General features: G+C 44.7%; 28 protein-coding genes and 1 tRNA gene. 27 read left to right on the forward strand and 2 right to left on the reverse strand.

Features of this window, described 5'->3' with window-relative positions; genetic code table 11:
• Positions 1-315 precede the first annotated feature (315 nt).
• From ACE1TF_RS11970 to ACE1TF_RS12020, 11 genes are all read left to right on the forward strand, one after another.
• Complete coding sequence (locus ACE1TF_RS11970) at positions 316-711, forward strand: hypothetical protein (RefSeq protein ID WP_375017002.1); 396 nt, start codon at positions 316-318, stop codon at positions 709-711.
• Positions 684-959 carry a hypothetical protein gene (locus tag ACE1TF_RS11975; RefSeq protein ID WP_375017004.1) on the forward strand — a complete coding sequence of 92 codons (276 nt, stop codon included), beginning with the start codon at positions 684-686 and terminating at the stop codon, positions 957-959. Before ACE1TF_RS11970 ends, ACE1TF_RS11975 begins: the two co-directional genes overlap by 28 nt.
• Positions 949-1,173 carry a hypothetical protein gene (locus ACE1TF_RS11980; RefSeq protein ID WP_375017007.1) on the forward strand — a complete coding sequence of 75 codons (225 nt, stop codon included), beginning with the start codon at positions 949-951 and terminating at the stop codon, positions 1,171-1,173. Before ACE1TF_RS11975 ends, ACE1TF_RS11980 begins: the two co-directional genes overlap by 11 nt.
• Positions 1,170-1,397: a hypothetical protein gene (locus tag ACE1TF_RS11985; RefSeq protein ID WP_375017010.1), complete on the forward strand. Its 228-nt coding sequence runs from the start codon at positions 1,170-1,172 to the stop codon at positions 1,395-1,397. Before ACE1TF_RS11980 ends, ACE1TF_RS11985 begins: the two co-directional genes overlap by 4 nt.
• 21 nt (positions 1,398-1,418) lie before the next feature.
• Entirely contained in the window at positions 1,419-1,883 is a 465-nt protein-coding gene (locus ACE1TF_RS11990) for a hypothetical protein (RefSeq protein ID WP_375017012.1), read from the forward strand.
• Between the two features lie 26 nt (positions 1,884-1,909).
• Entirely contained in the window at positions 1,910-2,779 is an 870-nt protein-coding gene (locus ACE1TF_RS11995; RefSeq protein WP_375017014.1) for a hypothetical protein, read from the forward strand.
• Between the two features lies 1 nt (position 2,780).
• On the forward strand, positions 2,781-3,440 hold the full coding sequence (locus ACE1TF_RS12000) for a hypothetical protein (RefSeq protein ID WP_375017016.1): 660 nt from the start codon (positions 2,781-2,783) through the stop codon (positions 3,438-3,440).
• Between the two features lie 68 nt (positions 3,441-3,508).
• Positions 3,509-3,877, forward strand: coding sequence for a hypothetical protein (locus ACE1TF_RS12005; RefSeq protein ID WP_375017019.1), 369 nt, complete (start codon positions 3,509-3,511; stop codon positions 3,875-3,877).
• Between the two features lie 2 nt (positions 3,878-3,879).
• On the forward strand, positions 3,880-4,221 hold the full coding sequence (locus ACE1TF_RS12010) for a hypothetical protein (RefSeq protein ID WP_375017021.1): 342 nt from the start codon (positions 3,880-3,882) through the stop codon (positions 4,219-4,221).
• Between the two features lie 83 nt (positions 4,222-4,304).
• A complete protein-coding gene (locus ACE1TF_RS12015) occupies positions 4,305-6,656 on the forward strand; it encodes a tape measure protein (RefSeq protein WP_375017023.1) in 2,352 nt (783 codons plus the stop codon).
• Between the two features lie 545 nt (positions 6,657-7,201).
• Positions 7,202-8,230 carry a hypothetical protein gene (locus ACE1TF_RS12020; protein ID WP_375017025.1) on the forward strand — a complete coding sequence of 343 codons (1,029 nt, stop codon included), beginning with the start codon at positions 7,202-7,204 and terminating at the stop codon, positions 8,228-8,230.
• Here ACE1TF_RS12020 and ACE1TF_RS12025 read toward each other — a convergent pair.
• Positions 8,227-8,478 (reverse strand): DUF2627 domain-containing protein, encoded by a 252-nt coding sequence (locus tag ACE1TF_RS12025; protein ID WP_042397462.1) that lies wholly within the window; start codon positions 8,476-8,478, stop codon positions 8,227-8,229. The two genes, ACE1TF_RS12020 and ACE1TF_RS12025, sit on opposite strands and share 4 nt — an antisense overlap.
• A 145-nt stretch (positions 8,479-8,623) precedes the next feature.
• Here ACE1TF_RS12025 and ACE1TF_RS12030 point away from each other — a divergent pair, with 145 nt between their 5' ends.
• The 11 genes from ACE1TF_RS12030 (at position 8,624) to ACE1TF_RS12080 (ending at position 19,404) form a co-directional block, all read left to right on the forward strand.
• Positions 8,624-10,666: a sigma 54-interacting transcriptional regulator gene (locus ACE1TF_RS12030; protein ID WP_375017027.1), complete on the forward strand. Its 2,043-nt coding sequence runs from the start codon at positions 8,624-8,626 to the stop codon at positions 10,664-10,666.
• Between the two features lie 118 nt (positions 10,667-10,784).
• A complete protein-coding gene (locus ACE1TF_RS12035) occupies positions 10,785-11,855 on the forward strand; it encodes a Leu/Phe/Val dehydrogenase (RefSeq protein ID WP_042397465.1) in 1,071 nt (356 codons plus the stop codon).
• Between the two features lie 24 nt (positions 11,856-11,879).
• Positions 11,880-13,295, forward strand: coding sequence for a dihydrolipoyl dehydrogenase (gene lpdA, locus ACE1TF_RS12040; protein ID WP_375017029.1), 1,416 nt, complete (start codon positions 11,880-11,882; stop codon positions 13,293-13,295).
• A 14-nt stretch (positions 13,296-13,309) separates the two neighbouring features.
• A complete protein-coding gene (locus ACE1TF_RS12045; RefSeq protein WP_375017032.1) occupies positions 13,310-14,302 on the forward strand; it encodes a thiamine pyrophosphate-dependent dehydrogenase E1 component subunit alpha in 993 nt (330 codons plus the stop codon).
• A 14-nt stretch (positions 14,303-14,316) separates the two neighbouring features.
• Positions 14,317-15,297 carry an alpha-ketoacid dehydrogenase subunit beta gene (locus ACE1TF_RS12050; protein ID WP_375017035.1) on the forward strand — a complete coding sequence of 327 codons (981 nt, stop codon included), beginning with the start codon at positions 14,317-14,319 and terminating at the stop codon, positions 15,295-15,297.
• An 11-nt stretch (positions 15,298-15,308) separates the two neighbouring features.
• A complete protein-coding gene (locus ACE1TF_RS12055; RefSeq protein WP_375017037.1) occupies positions 15,309-16,544 on the forward strand; it encodes a dihydrolipoamide acetyltransferase family protein in 1,236 nt (411 codons plus the stop codon).
• Between the two features lie 91 nt (positions 16,545-16,635).
• Positions 16,636-17,040 carry a BrxA/BrxB family bacilliredoxin gene (locus ACE1TF_RS12060; RefSeq protein WP_042397772.1) on the forward strand — a complete coding sequence of 135 codons (405 nt, stop codon included), beginning with the start codon at positions 16,636-16,638 and terminating at the stop codon, positions 17,038-17,040.
• Between the two features lie 61 nt (positions 17,041-17,101).
• The gene (locus tag ACE1TF_RS12065) at positions 17,102-17,473 is read left to right on the forward strand and encodes a hypothetical protein (protein WP_307189704.1); all 372 of its coding nucleotides are present in this window, start codon (positions 17,102-17,104) and stop codon (positions 17,471-17,473) included.
• Positions 17,474-17,528: 55 nt separating this feature from the next.
• Positions 17,529-17,603, forward strand: a tRNA-Arg gene (locus tag ACE1TF_RS12070).
• A gap of 249 nt (positions 17,604-17,852) precedes the next feature.
• On the forward strand, positions 17,853-18,878 hold the full coding sequence (locus ACE1TF_RS12075) for an aromatic acid exporter family protein (protein WP_238544502.1): 1,026 nt from the start codon (positions 17,853-17,855) through the stop codon (positions 18,876-18,878).
• 64 nt (positions 18,879-18,942) lie between these two features.
• On the forward strand, positions 18,943-19,404 hold the full coding sequence (locus ACE1TF_RS12080; protein WP_081829009.1) for a L,D-transpeptidase: 462 nt from the start codon (positions 18,943-18,945) through the stop codon (positions 19,402-19,404).
• Between the two features lie 58 nt (positions 19,405-19,462).
• Here ACE1TF_RS12080 and prli42 read toward each other — a convergent pair whose 3' ends face one another.
• Complete coding sequence (gene prli42 / locus ACE1TF_RS12085) at positions 19,463-19,561, reverse strand: stressosome-associated protein Prli42 (RefSeq protein WP_193744223.1); 99 nt, start codon at positions 19,559-19,561, stop codon at positions 19,463-19,465.
• 142 nt (positions 19,562-19,703) lie between these two features.
• Here prli42 and ACE1TF_RS12090 point away from each other — a divergent pair, with 142 nt between their 5' ends.
• The 5 genes from ACE1TF_RS12090 to ACE1TF_RS12110 all read left to right on the forward strand — a co-directional run bounded on the left by ACE1TF_RS12090 (position 19,704) and on the right by ACE1TF_RS12110 (position 25,311).
• Complete coding sequence (locus tag ACE1TF_RS12090; protein ID WP_375017041.1) at positions 19,704-20,153, forward strand: YaaR family protein; 450 nt, start codon at positions 19,704-19,706, stop codon at positions 20,151-20,153.
• Between the two features lie 17 nt (positions 20,154-20,170).
• On the forward strand, positions 20,171-20,644 hold the full coding sequence (locus ACE1TF_RS12095; protein WP_375017044.1) for a low molecular weight protein-tyrosine-phosphatase: 474 nt from the start codon (positions 20,171-20,173) through the stop codon (positions 20,642-20,644).
• Positions 20,644-21,456, forward strand: a complete 813-nt coding sequence (locus ACE1TF_RS12100) for a fructosamine kinase family protein (RefSeq protein ID WP_375017046.1) — start codon at positions 20,644-20,646, stop codon at positions 21,454-21,456. The genes ACE1TF_RS12095 and ACE1TF_RS12100 overlap by 1 nt, the downstream gene beginning before the upstream one ends.
• 215 nt (positions 21,457-21,671) lie before the next feature.
• A complete protein-coding gene (gene asnB / locus ACE1TF_RS12105) occupies positions 21,672-23,504 on the forward strand; it encodes an asparagine synthase (glutamine-hydrolyzing) (RefSeq protein ID WP_375017049.1) in 1,833 nt (610 codons plus the stop codon).
• A gap of 361 nt (positions 23,505-23,865) precedes the next feature.
• Complete coding sequence (locus tag ACE1TF_RS12110) at positions 23,866-25,311, forward strand: MATE family efflux transporter (protein ID WP_375017051.1); 1,446 nt, start codon at positions 23,866-23,868, stop codon at positions 25,309-25,311.
• The last annotated feature ends 80 nt before the right edge of the window (positions 25,312-25,391 follow it).

A 25,391-nucleotide genomic window follows, 5' to 3' on the forward strand; every position in this document is an offset into this window, starting at 1 on the left:
CCGTTACGACCGGCTGGCGCGACCGACTTACCTACTTGCGCAAGATGTGCGGCTTACTTCACACGGCAAAGTGGGCGTCAAAAATATTGCTTAGACTGCCGGCAAGCTGTCCGTAATGAGCAAGCAAAATTGCGCGCACAACGAAAACAGTCTCGCGACCGCCAAAAAGAGCAGCATTCACACGCATTATAACGCATTTTATATCCGCAGGAGCGAATACACGCCCGATACAGCGTTTTGTATGTCGCCTGCTTATATAACATCCTATTCGCAGTATTTAAGGGGTTAATGCGTAAATTTAAAGGAGGCGTTTATATGACGAAAACATACGGTATTAACCGCACTGAAAATACTTACGCAAATAGTGAACACGTAAACAGCCGCATCATTACTTATTGGCCGGACGGCTCGCATACATATCCGTCTCCGCCACCTAAACGCGTACCCACACGCCGTAAACACTGGGCAATCGTCAAACATAGCGTAAAGGCGGAATCTCAGCCGGGCGCATTTAGCGTAACGACCCACGTATATGACGCTGTGACGCCGGATGTTCTCTATAACACTTTTACGAAAACATACAAAACAACGCGTGAGCAAGCGTTAGGACGCGCACATGCTGACGTTTCGGGCGCTTTATATGCGCAGGGCTTCGTGCGTGTAGTCGAAAGGAGTGACGTAGATTGGCAGAAAAATGGGCGCACGATTTAGTAGGTGCAATTGCAGATACGGCGAAACATTTTGACGCAGGCGGCACGGTATTACAGCAAGCAACGGTCGTTCAAGGGACACCGCGTCCTATATTACGGCTCTTAATGGACGACTTGGAGCTTAACGGTGACGACCTTACTTTTATAGGCAATCAATCGTACAGCGCCGGTCAAACCGTCGTCGTAGCGTGCTGCTTGCGGGATCAAACGTTTTACGTGCTTGGAGAGGCGGTGCAGTATGACAATTAAAAGTTGCCGTGTAGACTATTACGTCCAAGTGATGCCGCGTGGTTGTATCGCTAATGCCACGATTGTTGATGCAGAAACCGACGAAATACTTCATCGCTTAATACGAGATTGGGACAGCTTACCGATTAGTTTTGCTAAAAAGTATATTGTCGACGATGCAACCTTAATTGCGGAAGAACATGGCTACGAAGTGCAGAAGGCGGTGCAGAAATGACGCTAAAATGTTGCCGAATTATCGAGAAAACGGAGAAAATCGTCGGACGTACTACCGTTGATATAGCGATCTATGACGACGATACTGGTATATTGCGCAAATCAATTACGCGAGTAAGCGACGACCTGCCCCGCCGGTTAGCGCGACAAAATGCGTTAGAGGAAGCTTTGCGCGAGGCTGAGCAATTAGGCTATCAACATGTTAGCAACAGAAAACTATACTAAAAAAGAAAAGGATGATTAATAATGTCACAAGAACCAGTACCTAAAAAGGTTCCATACGAGCAATTTAAGGAATCAAATGACCAACTCCAAGAATATCGAAAAACATTCGAAGAATTAGGTATTGATAATGCTGATCACTTACGTTTGATGGTGGAGGAATTAAGGAAGCAACCCGAAAAATCCGATTTAGAATTGGCTAAGGAGCGAGAATTGCAGTTAGTTAAGGAATCGCGAGAAATGGCCGGTCAATTGCTGGATGAGCGAAAAAAGCTAGAACAACTAACAATTAAGAACGCATTCGTCTATAAGGCATTGGCGACAGGCTTTAAATACGCTACTGATGCAGCCGAATTAGCTGATCTAAGTGATGCTTACATCGATGATGATGGCTTAGTGCAGGGCATTGATGAAGCAGTTACAAAGATAAAAGAAGAAAAACCGTTCTTGCTGAAATCAGCAAAGAAAACAGCCCGTTCAATCGGCTAATTAAAATAAAAAGGTGGACGACTTACATGTCATTAAAAACAAAAACTCTTGAAGACGCAAAACAATATTGGAACAACGCCCGGGATATTAAGGACGGTAACTTTTCTGTTTTAGGAGCATTGATGAATACAGCAAAACAAAAGCACTTGTCTATTGAGCAAGATCGACGTCTCTCAGAACATGGTAAACAAATTCAAAAAGAAGAGTATGGAAAAGAGTTTTCAGATGAGCTTTTAGGTGTAATTCATAATAGAAAACAACAATATGACGCGGAACTGTCAAAAGCCTACCATATTGCGCAAAGGCTAACTTATCAAAAGCCTCAGAAGCCTCACCCCGATGAATTATCGAGATTTGAACATGATTACAAAAGGTTAAAACAAAATATCGAATTTGAAACTAGTGGGGAGCGAGCTTTTAGAAGTTTAAAAGGATTCATTGAAAAACATGATAATTTTTACTATAAGACTGTTTTTTCTAACGATTTTAGTGGATTAATTGACAGTGTTAAAAGCATTGAGGGCAAGCTACCCTACGCTATAAGCACTGATATTCGAACCCTATTAGATGACCTTGAGCCTACCGAAGTAACAGAAGCAAGAGAACTCTATGAGGATGTAGGTGAAAGGTTGAACGATAGTAAATTTACATTAAATCCAGCAATGGAGCAAGACCCTAACTTCTCTTTAGGATTTAGATTTAGAGAATACATTGGCGATAACACGAAATTTCTTGATAACACCGAAGAATATTTTCTTGAAAACCCGGACGAAGAACCGGAAAAATATATAGACGCTGAACTCGAAACTCAGCGCAAATTAGACGAAGCAAGCGAAGTCGAGCGTAAACGTAACGCTGAAATTAACGCCATTCTTGGCCGCGGAGGAGATCAATAATATGACTAAGTTAAATAAGAAAGTATCAGACGCAATTAACAATTTACAGGCAGAAAGAAGCAGAATCCAAGAATCTATCGCAACGCAACAAGCCAAGGTAGACCACACCAGCGCTGAACTTGAAGAAGCAAGGGCAGAACTACCCCTCCTAATGGACGCTACTATCAAAGAACCTAACGAAACCAACGAGCAAGCCGAAATCGAATGTCGACAGCGAATTTCAGTTTTAGAAATTACACTCACAGGTGCGCAAGAAAGGCTAGAATTAGCCCGAAACGGCTCCGGAAAAAGTGTAACACCTCTATATACAGAGGCAGTTGCTTCTGCCAAAAAACAGGCGGATGAAAAATTCGACAACGAAATTGTTAAGAAAATGGATAATATCGCTAAAGCAAAAACAGCTTACTTACAATCGCTTGCGGATTACAAACTATTACAACAAGAGTGTCAGTCCATTATGCGCGAAGCTTGCGACGAATTGGGAATGAAATCAGCCAATGCAGCAGAAAAATCATATGAAGTAAAAGCACTCCACCACAGGGTTCATTGGAGTTACTACGGGCGCGAAACTTCTGATGGCTGCAAGTACACAGTCGCTGAACATGAAATGAAAGACGCATTGAAGCACGGCATTTTTAGACAAGACGGGAAACGAGTATAAAACTACATACGCAATCGCAGGCGCCCTTTTACGGGGCGTCTTTTTTGTGCATAAGGAGGCGAACATACATGCGTAATTTTAAGATTGACGGACTTAACCAGCTACAAAACGCGCTCAAACAGGCGCCCGAAGCCGCAAACCGTGGCGCAGTTAACGGGCTGCATCAGTCATTGGCGATGTGGCAACGCGGGTCACGCGGCCGTTCGCCGGTCGATACAGCTACATTGCGCCGCACCATCAAAACGGAAGTTGACGAAAACGCGCTAAAAGGGACGATCAGCTCAAATACTTACCGCAACGGTTTTAACTATAGCTACTACCAGCACGAAGTCAACGGAAACGAATACTTAACGGACGAATACGAGGCGTCAGAAGAACGCTATAGAGCGACAATCGAGCGCAATATAGACGCAGAATTAAAGAAAGCAGGCTGGTAAATATGAAGGAAATTAACGTTATTTCAACGTTTATAGCGGAAACACAGGCGGTCATGTACGACTTTGTGCAGCGCAAAAAAGAGGAAAAACCGCCGTATGTCACGCGGCCAATGATGCGCAAAGTGACCGCATATCAAAAGACGGCCAATAAGATGCAGTCGTCCCCTATCGCCACAAAACGCAACGTTGGCGTCATTATGACGGAAATTATTGAGCAGTTTCGTCTATTGTACCGCGCTGAAACTGACGCGGACTTAGAGGCGATACGCGCGGTGTTGCCCGGCTTGACCCGCCAACTGGACGCGGCTATACAGCGAATGATCGGTAGTGTTGCGCGATGTTAGATTTATATGCGTCCCTACAGTTACAAGACAATTTTTCGAAGGATATGCATAGTGTAATCGGCACAATGGAGGACTTTACGAGCATGGCGGACGAATTGTCATCTGCATCCGGAATTGTCCAAGACGCCACCGGTAACATGATTAGCACGAACGTCAGTAAGGATTTCAGCGACGCAGCCGGTTCTCTCAACGACTTCGCGGGCGCCAGTGATAACGTCAAAGGTTCGGCAGGCGGTATCGCCGGTATGCTCGATGCAGCGCGGGATAGTGCGCACCAGTTACGCGATGCCTTTAATGAGATTCCGAAACTTAACGACAAAATTGGCGACTTTGGCAAGGATGCTACGGTGTCATTTGCGCCAGTTACGGGTTTCTTCGGCGCGGCACTTGGTGGCGGTGTAAACCGTATGATCCAAATGGAGCAAGCGGAGAATATGATTAGTCAAATGGTCGGTGAAGGTGCCGCCTTTGAGCGAGTCATGGGTAACGTTAAAGACCTCGCAGACGACACCTCCTACTTGTACAGCGAAGTTGCGTCTATGATGGGGTCAACGCTTGGCTTCGGTGCCAGCGAACAGGACGCTCAGCTATTCGCCAATGTAGCGATGGAACTCGGCGCATTTAAAGGCGACAAAGAGCTTGCGGGCAGGATTAACGAGATGTTCGGACAGGCGCTCACACGCGGTACGATTGACGGCAACTTGACGAACAGGCTCGCCGAAAGCGGTATCGAAACCTGGGAAATTATCGGTGAAGCACTCGGTACCGGCGCGGACGAAGCTGCGGAAATGGTAAATAGCGGCGCAATCCCTATGGAGGAAGCCTTACGCCACTTGTCCGATGGTATTATGGACGACTTTGAAGGATCCATGATAAAATACGCGGAATCCCTGCCGGGTCTGATTTCGAACACTTGGGCTGCGCTCGGAAACCTCGGTCAAGAGATGATCGGCGCTGACGGCTTCGAATTGCTAAAGGAAAGCATGCAAGGCATGATCGATACACTCTACGAATTAGTGCCGATTTTTGAGCCGATCGGCAGTCAGATCATGACCGTATTGGCGGACGTAGCCGACGCAGCTAGCGATTTCCTCGACTGGATACTCGATTTACCTGCGCCAGTACAAAGTGCCCTCGCCTACTTTGCGCTATTCTTAGGAGCTATCGGCCCGATTGCGTTAGCATTCCACGCCGTCGTTAAAGCCGGTCTTTTAGTTGGTAAGATGTTTATGATGCTCGGCAAAACGGTCTTAGCGTTTGGCAAGGCCTTTTTATGGTTGTCTCGTCTTCTACTACTTAATCCGATTGGTCTTGTCGTAACTGCTATAGTCGGACTGGTCGCAGGCATCATTTGGCTCGTTAGAAATTTCGACATGGTAAAGGAAAAAGTATCCGACGTATGGACGGCACTAATGGTATTCTTGTCAGCGTTACGTGACGGCGACGGCGTGCTCGCGGTATTTGCAGGCGCAATACAGGACTATCTCAAGTTTGCGCTAGAGCAGGCGCAGATATTTTGGGAATATCTTAAAGACGTGTTTGCGCTCGGTGTCGATTTCTTCAAAGCGTTATTTTCCGGTGACTTTGCGGAAGCCTTCGAGATACTCGGCGAAATATGGGAGCGCACGAAGGAAGTCGCGGCGGAATTGTGGGCCAATTTGCGAGACACGATACAAGACATCGCTGACGAAATTGGCCCATACGTCGAAAGAGCGTTCGAGCTTATGAAGGAAAAAGTCGTCGAATGGATAACGCAACTGGTGCTCGACGGTGTAGCGAAATTCATGGAATTTTATAATGACGCGAAGCAGTGGGCAAGCGATCTAGTGACGGCTGTCGTGCAGTATTTCGCTGACCTAAAAGACGACGTTATCGATTTCGTGTTGCAACTTAAAGACGGCGCAGTTGAGAAATTCGACGAACTACGCGACGGAGCCATTGGCGCAATGGATACGTTTAAATCGAAGGTATCGACTGTATGGACGTCTATACGTAATACGTTTACGAACGGTGTTAATCACGTTATCCGTATGGTTAACCGTATGATTGGCGGTCTTAACAATTTCAGCGTCGACTTGCCGCGTATTCTTGGCGGTGGAACGATCGGCTTCGATATACCACTAATCTCAGAAATTGGTGGTGGCACATACAACGCAGGCGTAATTGGCGCGGGCGGTGTAACGCCTAGTCGTGCGTATCACGGCGAAAATTTCGTTCCTTACAATAATAAGCCGTATTTGCTACATCGCGGTGAGAAAGTATTAAACCGACAGGAGGCTGACGCTTATCGTAGAGGACAGTCGGGCGCAACTGTTAGCTTCCCTAACGCGGTGTTTCACGTACGAGAGGAAGCGGACATCGATAAGATCGGACGAGCAGTTGCGAAAAATGTTATCGAATCGACGCGAGGCGGCGCGTTGGCGCATGGTAGATAAATAACGGAACAATTGGCGGTGTCTCTCATTACGAGGGATGCCGCCCTTTTTTGTGTAATGACGTGCTTATGAGCGCGTCTGTGGCGCAATTACATTTGTTTGCGCGGAGGATTGGTGGCTGAGTGCAATATTCGACGCAGTATAATGGAAGAAACTCGCGAGAAATAGCTTGTAGTTTCGTTTGTCTTACGCTATAATCATCGGTAAATGATCGGTGCCAGTTGCCGATAAACAACCGAACGTGATACCGATAAACATAGCGAAATCTTAATAATATAACGTGCTATAACCGTTGATACTACGGGAATTTTCCGAAAAAACGCCGCGCCTTCCAGTGAATTCATCGCGATGGTCGCTGATAAGCTTCGGATTGAACATAAAGTAAGCTAACGTAAAGAAGACTTTTAAAGAGCTTAACGTTTCAACTGATGTCGACAAGAACGAAAAGAACAGTCCGCATGAAGGGCTGTTCTTTTTTAATCTATGATGATTTTTATCGGCTTCGGGCATAGTATGGAGGAACATGTCTGGAGGAGGTAAGAAACATGCGTGTCGGAATGATTGAAGACGTTGTATGTCGGCTACTGACGACAAACCGTGAAGAGATTCCTTATCAAAGAATTGTGGTGATTGAAGAAGAGGACATTACCGAACTAAGAGCACTTGACTTCATAGAAAAGCGAACCGTTGCCGTCATTAATGCGAGAGCGTCATTAACGGGGAGGAAATGGCATCAAGGTGTAAAAAAACTGATCGCCAATCATATTCCCGTGTTTGATTTGGTGCATCGTGGTGATGTAAAGCAAATTCAGCAAAATCGTAAAGTACGCGTGAAAAATGGCGCATTGCACATTCGAAGGTCGGGAAAATGGGAAATGTTAGGTCAAATCAAATATTATGACCCAGAACGTGTGGAGCGACTAATAGAAAGCGCAAAACAAAAGGAAGTATCGGAGAAGCAACGAACGGTTGAACAAAAATTGGTACATATGGGAGAGGCGATTCGCTCCATGAAATTCGCGAATGAGCCTACGGTTGATCGGCCCATTCTCATCGTTGAGCGTTATGCGAACATTTTACGTGATCTTACAATCATCAAAAAGTACATTCGGAAACTTGCGCCCATCATCATAGCAGTAAATGATATCGTTCCAGATTTAAGAAAGCGCAGTATAAAGCCGGACATAGTGTTTGGGGAAGTAAAGTTAATGGATGCGATCACTTTATATGAAAGTGTTCATGAAAATCGTACACTTCATCTTGCTAAAGAAGACACAGCATCGCTTATGGAAGCAGAGAAAAGGGAGCTTAGTTATCGAATTCATGAAGGGGTCGGGTCATCAATGAGTACAGCGTTATTGTACGCATTACAAACGACGAGTGGAGCTGTGTGGACGTTAACAGATCGAAGGGTTATTGATGATTCTGAAATGGGGCTTTTGTTTCTAATGGAAGAGAAGCGAATTCATTCGTTAACTTCAATCGCTTCTCTATTAGGCGCGGGATTACGAGAAGACCCACTAGAGTGGATAAAAAATAGAGCGCTTATGTCTGGAGCGGACGGATGGTATTAATCATTCGTCGCTTCTTTTTTGTTTTGGAAACGAGGTGCGAGTTTGCCATTTTTACGGTCACGATGAAAGATAAACCCACCGATAAAGCCCATTCCAAGGACAAATAGCAAGAGCCCAGCTATAAATTGTAGTGTGAAGTTCGGAAAAGGGCTCACTTGGACAGCGAAAACAACATCCCGCATCCACTTAATACCCACACCTGCGAGAAAAACAGGAATGAGTAAGACGATCAAGGCAATTAGGCGCAAAAGAAGACCCTCCTACAGCAAAAGTGTACGTTCTTATCATAGCACAAATCGTCCAACTCGTCTTTGGGTGCTCACTTGCGTATTCTTAAAAGTTCATGGATAGTGGAGGGAGAGGATACGTAGTTAAGCGAGGCGGGTGAATGGAGTGAAGAAAGCGTTAATTGTCGGAGCAGGACGTGGAGGGACGGCGTTGTACCATCTACTGTTGCAGTATGAACAGATGCGAGTGTATGCCGTTGCAGACTTAAAGAAGGACGCTCCAGGAATTGTTTTAGCTAAACAGCAGAACATTCAAACGGGAACGGATGCAATCGCTTTATATGAAGATGTCAAACCCGATGTTATTTTTGAGGCGACAGGAGACACAAAAGCGCTTCGGTCATTGCAAAATCATGTTCGTCATACTGCTGCGATTGTGCCCGCTCACGTCTGTAATTTACTTTACCAAATGCTCACAGAAAAAGATGCAAACCAACGTTTGCACCGGGCGATCTTACAGTCTACCCATGACGGGATGATTGCCATTGATGAAGCGGGTATGACGACAGTTTTTAATCCTAGCGCAGAAGCGATGACAGGTCTAAGCGCACGGCACATGCTTGGAAGACCACTCGTCCAAGACATGCCTAGCAGTCGCTTGCCTCGTGTTGTTGAAACGAAACAAAGCGAGCATCACCAAAAACAACAACTTGAAAACGGTCAGCAAATTATTACAACACGTGTCCCTCTTTGGGATGGCCAACGTTGTATAGGCGCATTGTCTGTATTTAAAGACATTACCGAGCACGTAGAAATCACAGCAGAAATTACGAACTTAAAAAGTGTTCAACGTATGCTACAAGCGATTATCCATTCTTCAGATGAAGCCATTTCGGTCGTAGATGAACAAGGCACAGGGTTTATGATTAATCCAGCTTACACAAGGTTAACTGGATTAAAAGAAGAAGAAGTGATTGGACAACCTGCAACGAAAGACATTGCTGAAGGCGAAAGCATGCATATGAAAGCGTTACGTACTCGTAAGCCCGTGCGTGGCACGCAAATGAAAGTAGGCAATGCCCGTCGGGATGTAATTGTAAACGTAGCTCCTATCCTCGTTAATGGAGAGTTAAAAGGTAGCGTAGGTGTTTTGCACGATGTGTCCGAAATTCGTGAACTTACCGTTCAACTTGAAGAGGCAAAGCAGCGAATACGCACGTTAGAGGCCAAATACACGTTTGATGACATTGTTGGTCAATCCGCTGCCCTCATGCTAGCTAAAGAACAGGCAAAGGTAAGTGCAAATACTCCAGTTGATGTACTATTACGAGGGGAGTCGGGCACAGGTAAGGAATTGTTTGCCCACGCGATCCATAATGAAAGTAACCGTAAATACGAGCCGTTTATTCGTGTGAATTGTGCCGCTTTAGCCCCTTCTTTGTTAGAAAGTGAGCTGTTCGGTTATGAAGAAGGAGCATTTAGCGGTGCGAAACGCGGAGGAAAACGAGGGTTGTTTGAAGAAGCTCATAAAGGCAGTATTTTTTTAGATGAGATTGGTGAGTTACCAAAGCCAATGCAAGCAAAGCTTCTTAGAGTCCTTCAAGAGAAAGAGATTGTACGCGTTGGAGGTACGAAGTCGATCCCCATTGATACACGCGTCATCGTAGCAACAAATGTGAAATTAGAAGAGGCAATGAGCGACGGTGATTTTCGTTCTGACTTGTTTTATCGTTTAAATAAGATGCCGATCCATATTCCCTCCCTTCGCGAACGAAGAGAAGATATTGAGCCGCTTAGCCATCATTTGTTAGAGAAGCTAAACAGTGAGTATGGAAGGTTCGTCCAGTCCATTACTGAACAAAATCAAAGAAGCATGCAACGATATGATTGGCCAGGGAATGTTCGGGAGTTAGAAAATGTGATCGCACGGGCGCTTATTCATTTAGACTATCGTTCAGCGGTTATGAACAATGTAGAGATTCCATCTTCACTCATGCAAAAACCTTCGTCTCGTACACTCCAAACATCCAGTAAAACAGGAGGTACGTTAGACGAGCAATTAGGTGTTTATGAGAAACAGCTGCTCGCTGACGCAATGAAAGAAAATTTCGGAAATAAGACGCAGGCGGCAAAAGCGCTTGGAATCTCGATAAGAAATCTATATTATAAGTTGGAGAAGCACCAGCTTGCAGAAAGTGACCTGCAATAATTTGCGTATGTGCAATATTCTGCAGGGTGTTTCGGCAAATTTCTAGACAAAACGGTTGGCACAGTTTTTGCAATTACTATAGACAACAAGAAGCTCAACGTAAGAGGAGGAATGGACGATGGAATTGTTTGAGGAGATGCAAACCGATCAATATGAGCAAGTCATCTTTTGTCAGGAGAAGACATCAGGCTTAAAGGCGATTATTGCCATTCATGATACAACACTTGGTCCTGCTTTAGGTGGGACGAGAATGTGGAACTACGACAACGAAGAAGATGCCCTCCGTGATGTTTTGCGTCTAGCGAAAGGAATGACCTATAAAAATGCAGCGGCTGGCTTGAACTTAGGTGGTGGGAAAGCTGTCATTATCGGCGATGCGCGTAAAGATAAAAATGAAGGCATGTTCCGTGCGTTTGGTCGATACATTGAAGGGTTAAGCGGCCGGTATATTACTGCTGAAGATGTCGGTACAACAGAAGCGGATATGGACACCATTTACCAAGAAACCAACTATGTAACCGGAAAGTCAAAAGCGTTTGGTTCAGGAGGAAATCCTTCACCTGTAACCGCTTATGGTGTGTACGTTGGAATGAAGGCAGCGGCTAAGGAAGCGTTCGGTACCGATTCACTTTCAGGGAGAACGGTAGCGATGCAAGGGGTCGGCAATGTATCGTTTGAACTTGGAAAGTACTTACACAAAGAAGGAGCAAAGCTGATTGTAAGTGACATTCATCAACCGTCGGTGGACCGTGCGGTAAACGAATGGAATGCAACCGCTGTTGCCCCAGAAGATATTTATGATCAAGAATGTGATATTTTTGCTCCTTGTGCGCTTGGAGCTGTCATTAATGACGATACAATTCCAAGATTAAAAAGTTCCGTCATTGCGGGTGCAGCGAATAACCAGCTAAAAGAGCAACGTCACGGAGACGTTTTGCATGAAAAAGGAATTATTTACGCACCTGACTATGTTATAAATGCTGGTGGTGTCATCAATGTGTATGATGAATTGCTTGGATACAACCGAGAGCGTGTCATGCAAAAAGTCGAAGAGCTGTATCATTCAATGACGAGAGTATTTGAAGTGTCAAAGCGAGACAATATCCCGTCATATCAAGCCGCAGATCGCATGGCTGAAGAAAGAATTCGAAGCATTGGTGCTGTACAAAAAACCTATTTGCATAAGTAGTTTCTTTCTGGGAGGAGGATTCTTATGACTGTAGAATATGATCTTGTCGTACTTGGAGCTGGAACGGGTGGATATGTTGCCGCCATTCGCGCCGCGCAGTTAGGGAAAAAGGTCGCAATCGTAGAAGCGGGTACGGTTGGAGGTACGTGCTTAAACCGGGGGTGTATTCCGAGTAAAGCACTCCTAAAAAGCGCAGGCGTATACCGACAAATGAAAGAGGCAGCAACGTTTGGTGTGGAAGCGAGTGGGATTACGCTTAATTTTCCAGAAGTGCAAAAACGAAAGAACGGTATTGTTGACCAGTTACAAAAAGGGGTGCTTCACCTCTTGAAAAAGAACAACATCGATCTTTATGAAGGATACGGTCGTATGCTCGGTCCGTCAATTTTCTCACCAAGCGCTGGTAGTATTTCTGTTGAATTGTCTGGGGACCAAGAAAATGCCATCCTTGTGCCAAAGAATCTCATCTTAGCGACAGGTTCTAAACCGCGTCATCTACCAGGATTAAACGCCGACTCTCCTCTCATCATGACGTCAGATGAAGCGCTTGAATTAGAAGCGTTACCTGCTTCTGTCGTCATTGTAGGTGGGGGTGTGATTGGAACAGAGTGGGCGTCAATGCTAGTCGACTTTGGCGTGGATGTGACCATCATTGAGGCTGCCCCACGGATTCTCATGACCGAAGATGAAGATGTTGCACAAGAAATGACAAAGCGATTAAAGGCAAGAGGTGTCAACATCGTGACTGGAACTTCCATCGATGTGTCTACATACGCGGAAAAAGACAGCAAGATGGGTGTCCAAGCTGATGATGGAAGTGACTATGAAGCGGAGAGCCTGCTTGTTTCTGTCGGCAGAGAGAGCAATATTCAAGACATTGGTCTACAAAACACAGACATCGTAAGTGAACAAGGAAAAATTAAAGTGAATGCGTTCGGTCAAACCGCAGAAGATCATATTTATGCGATTGGGGATATCGTTTTAGGCCCTGAGCTAGCGCATGCCGCGTCCAATGAAGGCGTGACAGCGGTTGAGCATATGTTTAACCTAGATCCTGCGCCGTTGAACAGTTTTTATGTTCCACGCTGTATATATAGTGCACCGGAAGCCGCAGCCATTGGTTTTACAGAAACAGAGGCGAAAGATAAAGGGTATGAGATTGTGACTGAAAAAGTCCCTTTTAAAGCAATTGGAAAAGCGCTCATAAATGGGGATGCTGAAGGTTTTTGTAAAGTGATTGTGGATCAGAACAACAACGATTTATTAGGTGTTCACATCATCGGTTCTCATGCGACTGAGCTCATTAGCGAAGCGGCTTTAGCGTTGTTTGTCGATGCAGCTGGCGTTGAAATTGCCGAGACGATTCATCCGCATCCAACATCTTCTGAAGTCATGAAAGAAGCTGCACTCGCCATTGATTCGAGAGCGATTCATTTCTAAAAGGAGGCATTTACATGTCCACATCCAAGCATGCACAGTTAGGATTATCTGATACTGACGTTTTGTATATGTACGAATCTATGATTCGAGCAAGGAAAGTAGATGAGCGATTATGGCTATTAAATCGTGCGGGCAAAATCCCATTTGTCATTTCTTGCCAAGGGCATGAAGGGATGCAAGTAGGAGCCGCAATGGCACTTGATGGCAAAAAAGATTATTTGCTTCCATATTACCGAGATATGGCGATGGTCATGCACTTTGGTATGACGACCGAAAACATCTTGATGGCCAACTTTGCAAAAGCTGAAGACATTAGCTCAGGTGGACGTCAGATGCCTGGGCATTATGGTAGCAAAGCGCTTCGCATAGTGACCGGATCATCACCGGTGACAACCCAAGTGCCTCATGCGGTAGGTTATGCACTAGCTGGCAAGATGGAAGGAAAAGATTTTGTTTGCCTCACTTCATTTGGGGAGGGCTCTTCAAACCAAGGAGACTTTCATGAAGCAGCGAATTTTGCAGGTGTACACGATTTACCCGTCATCTTCTTTTGTGAAAATAATAAATATGCAATCTCAACCCCAGCTGATCGTCAACTCGCTTGTGAGAGCATTGCCGATCGTGCCGCAGGGTATGGGATGGATGGTGTATCCGTCGATGGAAACGATCCATTAGCGGTTTATGAAGCTGTAAGCCGGGCAGTGGAACGCGGAAGAAAAGGAGAAGGGCCAACGTTGATCGAAGCCGTATCGTATCGATTGACTGCCCATTCTAGCGATGATAACGAGCTCACGTATCGAGAAGCAGAAGAAGTGAAAGCTGCAAAAGAAAAAGATTCGATTGTGACATTCACGAAATACTTGAAAGATGCGAAGTTGCTTACCGACGAACAAGAAGAAACCATCCATAAACAGATTCAATCAGAAATTGATGAGGCTACAGATCACGCAGAGCAAGCGGCGTATGCTGATGCAGAATCTGCGATGCTGCATGTGTATGATCAATAGAGGAGGATTTTCTTATGGCGATGATGAACTACCTCGGAGCAATTAATCTTGCACTCAAAGAAGAGATGGAGCGAGATGAAAAGGTTTTCATTCTCGGTGAAGATGTCGGCAAGCGTGGTGGCGTATTCCTTGCAACTGAAGGGTTATACGAACAGTTTGGCGACCGTGTACTTGATACACCTTTATCAGAATCAGCAATTGCCGGTGTCGGAATTGGGGCTGCGATGTACGGGATGAGGCCAGTTGCTGAAATGCAGTTTGCTGACTTCATGTTGCCGGCTGTCAATCAAATCGTTTCAGAAGCTGCGAAGATTCGCTATCGGTCAAACAACGACTTTCACGTGCCATTAACTGTAAGAGCGCCATACGGCGGAGGGGTCCACGGGGCGTTGTATCACTCTCAATCGATGGAAGCGATGTTTAATAGTATTCCGGGTCTTAAAATCGTCATTCCGTCAAGCCCGTATGACGCAAAAGGACTATTAAAAGCCGCCATTCGAGATGAAGACCCGGTTCTGTTTTTTGAGCATAAACGTGCGTACCGCCTTTTAAAAGGTGAAGTACCAGAAGAGGATTACACACTGCCCATCGGCAAAGCTGCCATCAAACAAGAAGGAGAAGACGTGACGGTTATTACGTACGGACTGAGCGTCCATTTTGCCGAACAAGCGGCGAAGGAGTTAGAAGAAACAGGAATAAGCACACATATCCTTGATCTTAGAACCGTGTATCCGATGGACCGAGATGCCATTGTTGAAGCAGCTAAGAAAACAGGTAAAGTCCTTCTCGTCACTGATGATAATAAAGAGGGAAGCGTGATGAGTGAGGTAGCAGCTATTATTGTTGAAGAGTGTTTATTTGACCTCGACGCCCCTGTGGAGCGACTTGCAGCGCCAGATGTTCCTGCAATGCCTTATGCGTCACCGCTTGAGAAACAATTTCTTGTTACAAAAGACAAAATCCAATCAGCAATTCAAGAACTTGCTGAGTTTTAGGAGGGGTTCGGATGGCGAAGGAAATTACGATGCCGCAACTGGGCGAAAGTGTAACTGAAGGGACAATCGATCGTTGGCTCGTTGAAGTTGGCGATCAAGTGAATAAGTATGACCCGCTCGCTGAAGTGACGACGGACAAAGTGAACGCGGAAGTCCCATCTTCTTTTAGTGGGACCATTAAAGAGCTCGTCGTGAAAGAAGACACAACGGTTGCTGTTGGCGATCTGATTGCTTATATTGAAACAAATGATGAAGAAGGATCAGAACGTGAGCAAGAACGTGAGAACAGAGAGCCTAAAGAAGCACCGAGCACGAAAGAGCAATCTGGGGATTCATCCATGAAAACTCGTTATTCTCCCGCTGTTCTTGCCCTCGCAGGGGAACATGGCATCGATTTGCAGCAACTTACTGGGACGGGCAGAGGCGGACGGATTACGCGTAAAGATGTAGAAGCATATGTAAAAGGGAGCGCAACTCGGAGCGCACCGCAAAAACAAGAAGCAAAATCAGCACCATCTGATGTGAGCGAACAGCGCCAAGAGCCCCAGTCTTTACGTGCAGGTGACGAGCGCGTGCCAGTCAGTGGGGTGCGTAAAGCAATTGCCAATCGCATGACGCAAAGTGTTCAAGAAATCCCTCATGCTTGGACGATGGTTGAAGTCGATGTGACGAACCTCGTTCGTTACCGAGAGCGCATTAAAGGGTCTTGGAAAGAAAAAGAGGGCTATTCTTTAACGTACATGCCATTCTTTATGGAAACCGTTGCCCAAGCATTAAAAAGACACCCTGCACTCAATGCAACGTGGGATCAGGATGCGATTGTCTACAAAAAGGAGATCAATCTATCTGTCGCCATCGCCACTGACGATGCATTATTCGTGCCGGTTGTCCATCATGCAGATGAGTTAAACGTGAATGGGTTTGCGCGAAAGTTGCATGAACTCGCCGATAAGACGAGAAGCAATACATTAAGCAACACTGATATGGCTGGGGGTACGTTTACGATTAACAACACCGGCTCTTTTGGGTCGATTCAATCGGTACCGATTATTAATCACCCACAGGCTGCGATTTTGTCGGTAGAGTCAATTGTCAAACGACCGATCGTACAAAAAGATGACAGCATCGCCATTCGCTCAATGGTGAACTTATGTTTATCTATTGATCATCGAGTTCTCGACGGCTTAGCTGCAGGCCGATTTTTACAAGATGTCAAACACGAACTAGAGTCATTTTCACACGAGTAAATTGAGCAAGAGATTTGAGTTTTTCCCTCGAACTCGTTACAATGTATAAAGATTGATTAAAGGGGGCATCAACGTGGAATTTCAATATTTTATGAACGATGTAGTCAACGCTGCACGTGAAGAAATGTCTGAAGCTGGCTACGATCATTTACGATCCGTAGAAGATGTTGATAAAACACTTTCGCAAGAAGGAACAACACTAGTAATGGTAAACTCAGTATGCGGTTGTGCAGGTGGGATTGCTCGTCCAGCAGCGGCGTACATGAGAAATTATGAAACAAAACCTGACCGTTTTGCAACCGTATTTGCAGGACAAGACCGTGAAGCAACAGATCATGCCCGTTCTTACTTCAAAGGGTTTGGACCATCTTCACCATCCTTTGCACTTGTGAAAGATGGAGAAATTAAAATGATGGTTGAGCGTCACGAAATTGAAGGACATGAGCCTATTGAAGTTGTTCAAAAACTTGAAAAAGCTTTTGACGACCATTGTTAATAACAACCTGAGCCGCTTCTTAGCGGCTTTCATGATGTAGATAGAGGAGTCGAATTAAAGAATGATGAATGAACTGTATGAACGAGTACAAGATTACTTAAACATGGAAGAAGAAATTGACTTTAAAGAATTTCAAGCGTACTACAAGAAAGTGACAGACTATTTACAAGCAGAAGGACAAGACTTGGAAGAGGAGAACTTGTGGAAAGGCCTACTCGTTGTGGAAAGCATTGCATCCAACTCTTCCAACCGTGCGAAAGAGATTCGTAAAGGCCCAGAAGTAAAGAAATACAAGCGAATGAACGAGCGTATGAAGCTTTGGGCGCAAAACATTACAAAACGTCTCACTGCTTTAGGGTACAATGATGAGCAGATTAATGAGCGTTTTCATGAAATGTTAGAAGAGCGCGAAGAAAATCCGAAAGATTCCTAGAATATGATTGACAGACGTTCTTATATTCCAATATAATATAAGTTGTCTGTTTCATGCGCCTATGGTGAAAGGGATATCACGCGAGATTCCGGTTCTCGTATTCCAGGTTCGAATCCTGGTAGGCGCGCCAATCAGTACCTTAAGTGGGCGAGTACCCATACATATAATAAATTAGAAGCACGATCAGCAAATGCTTTCCATCGGTGAACGCTTCAGCTTCCTCAATAGATATGAGCTTTTGAGGATGTACAGCTGTTGCTCTCCTTTCGGTAAGTCTACTGACGTGCTTTTTTAATGAAATTCTTTCTTGAATAGCAACACGGACCTAGATGCATCATAAATAACGAGGGTTGAAGATGGGGGGGACTGTTGCAAAAGCGTGAAGCTTGTGCAACGGGAACAAGTGTTTTTTGGGTATCGCACGTTAAAAACAGCCATCGGTGCAGCGGTAGCAATTTTTATTGCACAGTGGCTAAACTTAGACTTTTTCGCTGCTGCAGCAATTATAACTGTACTTTGCATTCGCGGTACGAAAAAAGGGTCGTTACGGAAAGCTTGGGAACTATTTGTAGCGTCGATGACGGGATTGTTCTTTGCCGTAGTAATCTTTGAGGTGCTTGGCTATCATCCGCTATCTTTGGCCGTACTCATCGTCTTGTTCATCCCCGCACTCCTTAAGTTGAAAGCCATTGACGGCATTATAACGAGCATTGTCATCTTGCTCCATATCTACACGGTAGGTACAGTATCATTCACAATTCTTTGGAATGAATTTTTGCTAATCGTCATTGGGATTACCGTCGGTCTTATTATGAATTTGTATATGCCTAGTTTAGATGATGATATTTATGAGGATCAGATTCAGTTAGAGGAATATTTTGAACGGATACTAAAAGAGTATTCCAAATATCTATATAACAAAGATGATGATTGGGATGGAAAAGAACTGACTGCTGCAGGGGATTTAATTAAGAACGGTAAAGCGAAGGCACTTCGTGCAATTGATAATCATTTTTTGCGTCACGATGACTATTTTTATCATTACTTTGATATGAGAGAAAAGCAGTTTGCCATCCTCGAACGCATTCTGCCATTTATCTCGACATTGGATACAACGTCAGAAGGGAAACAGATGGCGTCATTTTTAAGACGATTAAGTGATGCAGTGAATCCAGGTAATACGGCTGGGCATTTTTTAGAAGAATTGGATATGCTTAGACATACCTTTTCAGAACATCAATTACCGAAAGATCATGTTGAGTTTATGACACGCGCATCGCTTTTCTACATCATTCATGAGATGGAAGCGTATTTGACGATTAAGCAGATGTTTAAACCCGATGAGAATCGAACGCATATGATCAAGAAAAAGAAGAAGCTGAAAAGAAAAGGCGTGTCTTCATAGGAGGTGCCATACATTCGTGAACATTTTACTGATCATTACAGTATTGTTGTCTTCTTTATGGCCGATGGACGTGCCCCCTGAACGAGGCGACCCATACATTATTGTAAACAAGGCGAGTAATGAAGTCGGTTGGATCAATGACGGGAACGTACAAGACGTGTTTCCTGCAGCTACTGGACGCACGAAGGATTTGACGCCTGAAGGTGAATTTACGCTCATTGTTAAAGCGAAAGATCCGTATTACCGAAAGCTCGACATTGAAGGTGGGTCAAAGGATAACCCGCTCGGCAGTCGCTGGCTAGGATTTGACGCTAAAGGAACGGATGGGAGAATGTACGGCATTCATGGAACGAACGAACCAGAAAAAATATCCGAGTATGTTTCTAATGGTTGTATTCGTTTACGTAACGATGATGTCATTCGTTTATTTGACCAAGCCCCTGTCGGAACACGAGTGTGGGTAGGCGCTGAACAGCACAAGTCAATTGACATGATTGCTGGGGAGTTGAATCTCTTATATGAATAAACAAAACGAAGAGGCATGAAATGTTCCCATTTCATGCCTCTTCGTATGAACATTATCCTTACATAAATGAAGCTGCTCCGGCAAAGAATGTGCCGACAACGAGTACAAAAATCATCGTATAAATGATGACCTTTTGAAAGATACGTTTGCGAGGCATCTCGATCCCTCCACTAAATTCATTACTTCCATTGTAAAGCCTAATTACGTTTGGAACAAGTCCAATTTCTTTACTGTTGATTTTGAACACGAATGACCGATATAGTAAAGAGAGGATGCCAAGAAGTAAAGGAGTTTCTGTCATGGACATTGAACGAGTGGGCACGAAGGCAAGTCTAACCATTCCAGCACGCCATACAACTCGTGCGTCACGGGCGAACTCATCAAATGGTTTTCAAAACATACTCGCTAAAGAGAAGATGGATCAGTACGTCGCGCGTTTGAATGAATCATTTTCCAAAATAAAAGAACAAGGCATTCGCCTTGCTGAAAACAGAACGTTAAAAGAACTTCAGGCGTATAAGGCGTTAGTCAAAGGGTTTGTAAAAGAAGTCGTTGATGAAGGGTTAGATGCGAAGCAGCAATCGGGATTTAATCGTCGCGGGCAATCGAAGACATACCTGCTCGTTCAAGAAGTAGATCAAAAGTTGCTCGACTTGTCGAGAGACATATTGGAAGCTGAACGACCACACTTGCATATTTTGCAACAAGTGGGACAGATTGAAGGGTTATTAGTTAATTTATACGGTTAAATAAAGGAGTTTTTTCTATGGTAGCTGTGTTGTTTGTTTGTCTAGGCAACATTTGCCGTTCGCCAATGGCAGAAGCAATTTTTCGGAATCAAGTAAGCGAGGCTGGTCTTTTAAATGAAGTCGATATTGATTCTGCAGGTACAGGTCATTGGCACATTGGAAAGCCTGCTCATGACGGAACACTTGGGCTTCTAAAACAAAAGCAGATCGCACACGATGACTTGATCGCGAGGCAAGTAACGAGAGATGATTTAAAGAAATATGACCTTGTCATTGCGATGGATGAGCAAAACTTTTCAGATTTACAAAACATGCGGAAAGTTGAAGATGACGTCGAGATCTCTCTATTGCTCGATTATTTACCCGAGCAAAGAGATAAAAATGTGCCTGATCCCTATTTTACTGGGGATTTTGAGGAAGTGTATGCGCTCATTTCTGAGAGTTGTGAGAATCTGTTGGCGGATGTTCGAAATCGCTGGCTCGTATCGTAATGAACGGATTTGAATGGGTTGTACAATCCGAACGTGTGAGTAAAAACGACTGGCAGACCGTTTCAAAGCTTACCGATCAATTTGGTCACTTTTACTGCTTAAAACAACAGCATAGCGGTCCCACTGACGCGTTAGCAAAAGAAGCCAATAGTTTACGTAGATTAGATGAAGCGGGTGTTCGAGTGCCTCCGATTATCGACGAAAGCGAGGAGTTTCTTCTTACCGCGTGGGTGGATGGGGGGCAAGCGACGCTTCAGTCCGAGGCGTTTGCCAGTGAGCTAGTCAAGATGCACCTTCACGAAGCAAACGATTTTGGTTTGAAAGAAGATCATTACATCGGTCGAGTTGAGCAACCGAATGGCACGTACGATTCGTGGATTTGTTTTTTCCGGGAAAAGCGGATACTCGTGCAAAAGCAGCTGCTCATGCGAGCGAATAAGCTTAGTGAAAAACAAATCATACAGTTGAATCGCTTAAGCGATCGGTTATCTGATCTGATTGAAGAACCCGCATCGCCTAGATTGTTGAACGGAGATTTATGGTCAGGTAATTGGGTGTATGATGGAGAAGGGTTGCCATACCTCATTGACCCGTGTTCTTTTTACGGTGATCCGGCCTACGATGTGGCGATGATTCAATTGTTCGGCGGATTCCCTGAAGACGGGTGGGGTTTATACAAAGAGGCCATCGGTGCCCCAAGCGCTTCAGCGATAGATGTGTATCAACTATATTTCTTGCTCGTTCATGTGATGATGTTTGGTGAAATGTATGTACCGGCAGTGAACCGGATTCTTAATAAGTATGGGAATTAAACGACGAAAGCGGGCATCAGTTTTTTGATGCCCGCTTTCGGTTTTTTTGTAAAATGAGTCGCCCGCTCCTGACCTGTGCCATCGCTTGAAAAAACCGCCTGACTCATCCTCGCAATTTGTGTGTGAGAATGACGATTTCTAGTGTGTTTGCATAGTGTAGAGAAGTGACTGGGTGAAGAGCGATCTTCGCACAACCGTTGAAAGGGAGGATGACGATGTGCGGTATTGCGGGTTGGTTAGATTGGAAAAAAGATTTGCGCGCACAAGTCGAGCAAATTGAAACGATGACGAATGTGTTGGCACACCGAGGTCCTGATGCTTCAAACATTTGGACCGATCAACATCTTTTGCTTGGGCATACAAGGCTTGCCGTAATTGACCCGAGTGGTGGGTCGCAACCGATGACGAGAACACACGAAAATCGTACGGGTACCATCGTGTATAACGGTGAATTGTACAACACAGATGAAGTTAGAAAAGCATTGACACAGTTAGGGAGAACGTTCACGACACATTCCGATACAGAAGTGTTGCTTCATGCGTATTTGGCATGGGGGGAAGCGTGTTTAGAGCGGCTAAACGGCATTTTTGCATTTGCGGTTTGGGATGGCGAACGACTCTTTATTGCAAGAGATCGTCTCGGTGTGAAGCCGTTATTTTATAAAAGAACATCTTCAGGAATGATTTTTGGGTCAGAAATAAAAGCGATTTTGGCGCATGCCGATGTTGAGGCTAGCCTAACCGAAACAGGTTTGACGGAAGTAATGAGCTTGTCCCCATCAAGAACGCCAGGTTTTGGTGTATTTGATGGGCTAGAAGAGCTTCGTCCTGCCCATTACCTTTCGTTTGATCGAAATGGTTTTAATGTTCAGAGGTATTGGCAAGTAAAAAGTGAAGTTCATCAGGCAAATGCAGAAGAGACCGCGGGAGCGATACACGATTTACTCAAGGATACGGTCGAACGGCAGCTCGTCTCTGATGTGCCCGTCGCTTCATTTTTGTCCGGGGGATTAGATTCGAGTGCACTTACCGCATTTGCGGCGAATACTCGAACAGCAGAGGCGCCACTCCATACATTCTCCATTGATTATGAAGACAATGACCTTCATTTTAAAAGCAATGCATTTCAACCGGATGATGATCAATCGTATATCGAGAAAATGACAGATGCTTTCGGGACGGTTCATCATCGCAAGATTATTACGATTGATCAGTTAAAAGACCATCTGAAAGATGCTGTAGTGGCTCGAGACCTTCCAGGTATGGCAGACGTAGACAGTTCGTTGTTATGGTTTAGTAAAGAGATTAAAAAGCAAGCAACAGTCGCACTTTCTGGAGAGTGTGCGGATGAGATTTTTGGTGGCTACCCATGGTTTTACAAAAAAGAGTTATTGTCCCGACCTCTATTTCCGTGGATGTCATCACTTGAATTGCGTAAAGGCTTATTGAATGAAAAGTGGAAAAAGAAACTTCCATTAGAGGAATACGCCAAAGCTAGGTACGACAAAACCATTGCTGAGACCCCGCACCTAGATGGTGAAACCGGGGAAGACCGGCAACGAAGAGAAATGTTTTACTTGAATATGATCTGGTTTATGACGACACTGCTAGACCGAAAAGATCGGATGAGTATGGCGGCAAGCCTTGAAGTACGGGTTCCATTTGCCGATCATCGACTCGTCGAATACGTTTGGAATATCCCGTGGGAGATGAAGCGGTACCAAGACCGGGAAAAAGGACTGCTAAGAAAAGCGTTAGAAGGCGTGCTTCCTAACGATGTCCTTTATCGAAAGAAAAGTCCGTATCCCAAAACCCATCATCCGAAGTATACGGAAATGGTAGCCGCGCTTTGTGAACAGATGCTCGAAGATCGCGATGCGCCTGTTCATGAATTTCTAGATCGCACGGTTCTCACTGAGCTCGTAAGAACACGGGCAAAAAAAGTAGATACGCCGTTTTTCGGACAATTAATGACCGGCCCTCAATTGCTCGCGTATATTTGGCAAATGAACGAGTGGATGAAACTGCATAACGTCAAAATTAAATAAAAAAATCCGCATGGGTAAACATGCGGATTTTTTGTGTGGGCACATGTAAATATCAATTCAGAAAACAACTAAGAATTCGCACACCGAGCAGACAGTTAGATGCAATCTTTTGTACTTCTAAATGGTTGATAACGCTTCTAACGTGGTTCTTTCAGGAAAGAACTTCAGAAAGTATGATGACGAGGACGCACGTTCATAATAAGGGACAACGTTGCTGTTTTTACGGGGAAATGGCTATTTAACAAAACGTGTGCGTTTTACACATGTGCACGTTTTGTTTTTACTCCGATTGGGAAATGTTACTGTTGTATACTATAGGGGGGTATAGTGGCATTGATTGTCAACAGAGAGGATGAAGCGAATGAACACGGCTGATCGCGTACTCGAAGAAGGATTAATAACGACAGAGAAAATAAAGATCATTCTCATTATCGCGATGCCTGCAGTGATCGAGAATTTCTTTCAAATGTTACTCGGGTTTGTTGATACGTTATTTGTGGCCCAAATTGGCTTAGAAGAAGTAACCGCAGTCGGAGTAACAAATGCCATTCTTGCCATCTATTTTGCGATATTTATGGCGATCGGTGTAGGAGTAAACGTCCTTATGGCCAATGCGATCGGGGACGGTAACCAAAAACGAGCATCTGCCATCGCACAACAAGGCATCATTCAAGCAACCATTGTTGGGGTATTGCTAGGAATGGCTACATTGCTGTTTGCAGAGCAAATGATCCAAGTACTCGGTGTCACCCCGCAAGTACTTGAAATTGCGACGGTCTACTTCCAGATTCTTGCGGTCCCTTCAATTCTTATGGCACTCATGTTCGTATTTAGTAGCATCTTGCGAGGGACAGGAGATACGAGAGCACCGATGAAGGCAGTGATTGGTGCCAACATCGTAAATATGTTTTTGGATTATGTATTGATTTTTGGATTTTTATTTATACCACCACTAGGTATTGTTGGTGCAGCACTTGCAGGCGTTTTATCACGGATAGTTGGAACAGCTATGTTACTCTATTATATGAAAAGAAATTCAAGTCTATCGTTTACGCGAAGCCAATTTCGCTTTAATGGTAAAGATCAAAAAGCGTTACTTTCACTAGGAGCCCCAGCCGCAGGTGAGCGGTTGGCGATGCGGATTGGGCAAGTCGTTTACTTTGGATTTATTGTCGCATTAGGTACAACGACGTTCTCAGCACATCAAATTGCTGGGAACATCGAGACATTTTCTTATATGATCGCCTATGGCTTTGCCGCAGCGGCAACAATTTTAGTCGGTCGACTCGTCGGTGCCCAACGGTATGAACAAGCGAAGCAATACGCGAAGTTAATTGCTATCATTTCAGCTGTATTTATGGTTGGGATGGGTGCCTTGCTCTTCATTTTTGGTGGAACCATTGGTCAGCTATTTACCGATGATCCTGTTGTTATAAAAGAAATTGGCACAGCATTAATGATTGCAGCGTTCTTTCAACCATTTCTAGCGATTGTGCTTACGTTAACAGGCGCTTATCAAGGAGCGCGCAACACAAAATTCCCGATGTATTTAACGACAATAGGTATGTGGGTCGTTCGAACGGTCGCCGTCTATGTGTTAGCGGTTCAATTAAGCTGGGGGATTGCAGGTGTATGGGTTGCCATCGGACTTGATATTGTCATACGAGCCATTGTTCTTTGGTATCGCGTGGAAACCGACCGATGGATTAAACCAGAGAAGGAAGTTAGCGAAAAAGAGGAGTTACGGTGTCACTGCAATCCGCAAGTAAAGCATGCACATGTAAGTGGGTGCGTGAACAATTATTAATGTTTGACATACCCTACTGGGGTATTGTATTATAATGACTGTAGCAATCATTGAAGAAGCTCGCTGACTGTGAGCAGTTA

Origin of the sequence: Geomicrobium sp. JSM 1781026 (genome assembly GCF_041949955.1) — a bacterium.
Classification (GTDB): Bacteria; Bacillota; Bacilli; order Bacillales; family Marinococcaceae; genus Geomicrobium_A.

Bases quoted from the DNA above. Each gene is read 5' to 3' on its own strand.
- ACE1TF_RS11970 (WP_375017002.1), top strand. From the start codon at position 316: ATGACGAAAACATACGGTATTAACCGCACTGAAAATACTTACGCAAAT.
- ACE1TF_RS11980 (WP_375017007.1), top strand. From the start codon at position 949: ATGACAATTAAAAGTTGCCGTGTAGACTATTACGTCCAAGTGATGCCG.
- ACE1TF_RS11985 (WP_375017010.1), top strand. From the start codon at position 1,170: ATGACGCTAAAATGTTGCCGAATTATCGAGAAAACGGAGAAAATCGTC.
- ACE1TF_RS11990 (WP_375017012.1), top strand. From the start codon at position 1,419: ATGTCACAAGAACCAGTACCTAAAAAGGTTCCATACGAGCAATTTAAG.
- ACE1TF_RS11995 (WP_375017014.1), top strand. From the start codon at position 1,910: ATGTCATTAAAAACAAAAACTCTTGAAGACGCAAAACAATATTGGAAC.
- ACE1TF_RS12000 (WP_375017016.1), top strand. From the start codon at position 2,781: ATGACTAAGTTAAATAAGAAAGTATCAGACGCAATTAACAATTTACAG.
- ACE1TF_RS12005 (WP_375017019.1), top strand. From the start codon at position 3,509: ATGCGTAATTTTAAGATTGACGGACTTAACCAGCTACAAAACGCGCTC.
- ACE1TF_RS12010 (WP_375017021.1), top strand. From the start codon at position 3,880: ATGAAGGAAATTAACGTTATTTCAACGTTTATAGCGGAAACACAGGCG.
- ACE1TF_RS12015 (WP_375017023.1), top strand. From the start codon at position 4,305: ATGGCGGACGAATTGTCATCTGCATCCGGAATTGTCCAAGACGCCACC.
- ACE1TF_RS12020 (WP_375017025.1), top strand. From the start codon at position 7,202: ATGCGTGTCGGAATGATTGAAGACGTTGTATGTCGGCTACTGACGACA.
- ACE1TF_RS12035 (WP_042397465.1), top strand. From the start codon at position 10,785: ATGGAATTGTTTGAGGAGATGCAAACCGATCAATATGAGCAAGTCATC.
- lpdA (WP_375017029.1), top strand. From the start codon at position 11,880: ATGACTGTAGAATATGATCTTGTCGTACTTGGAGCTGGAACGGGTGGA.
- ACE1TF_RS12045 (WP_375017032.1), top strand. From the start codon at position 13,310: ATGTCCACATCCAAGCATGCACAGTTAGGATTATCTGATACTGACGTT.
- ACE1TF_RS12050 (WP_375017035.1), top strand. From the start codon at position 14,317: ATGGCGATGATGAACTACCTCGGAGCAATTAATCTTGCACTCAAAGAA.
- ACE1TF_RS12055 (WP_375017037.1), top strand. From the start codon at position 15,309: ATGGCGAAGGAAATTACGATGCCGCAACTGGGCGAAAGTGTAACTGAA.
- ACE1TF_RS12060 (WP_042397772.1), top strand. From the start codon at position 16,636: ATGAACGATGTAGTCAACGCTGCACGTGAAGAAATGTCTGAAGCTGGC.
- ACE1TF_RS12065 (WP_307189704.1), top strand. From the start codon at position 17,102: ATGATGAATGAACTGTATGAACGAGTACAAGATTACTTAAACATGGAA.
- ACE1TF_RS12080 (WP_081829009.1), top strand. From the start codon at position 18,943: ATGGACGTGCCCCCTGAACGAGGCGACCCATACATTATTGTAAACAAG.
- prli42 (WP_193744223.1), bottom strand. From the start codon at position 19,561: ATGCCTCGCAAACGTATCTTTCAAAAGGTCATCATTTATACGATGATT.
- ACE1TF_RS12090 (WP_375017041.1), top strand. From the start codon at position 19,704: ATGGACATTGAACGAGTGGGCACGAAGGCAAGTCTAACCATTCCAGCA.
- ACE1TF_RS12095 (WP_375017044.1), top strand. From the start codon at position 20,171: ATGGTAGCTGTGTTGTTTGTTTGTCTAGGCAACATTTGCCGTTCGCCA.
- ACE1TF_RS12100 (WP_375017046.1), top strand. From the start codon at position 20,644: ATGAACGGATTTGAATGGGTTGTACAATCCGAACGTGTGAGTAAAAAC.
- asnB (WP_375017049.1), top strand. From the start codon at position 21,672: ATGTGCGGTATTGCGGGTTGGTTAGATTGGAAAAAAGATTTGCGCGCA.
- ACE1TF_RS12110 (WP_375017051.1), top strand. From the start codon at position 23,866: ATGAACACGGCTGATCGCGTACTCGAAGAAGGATTAATAACGACAGAG.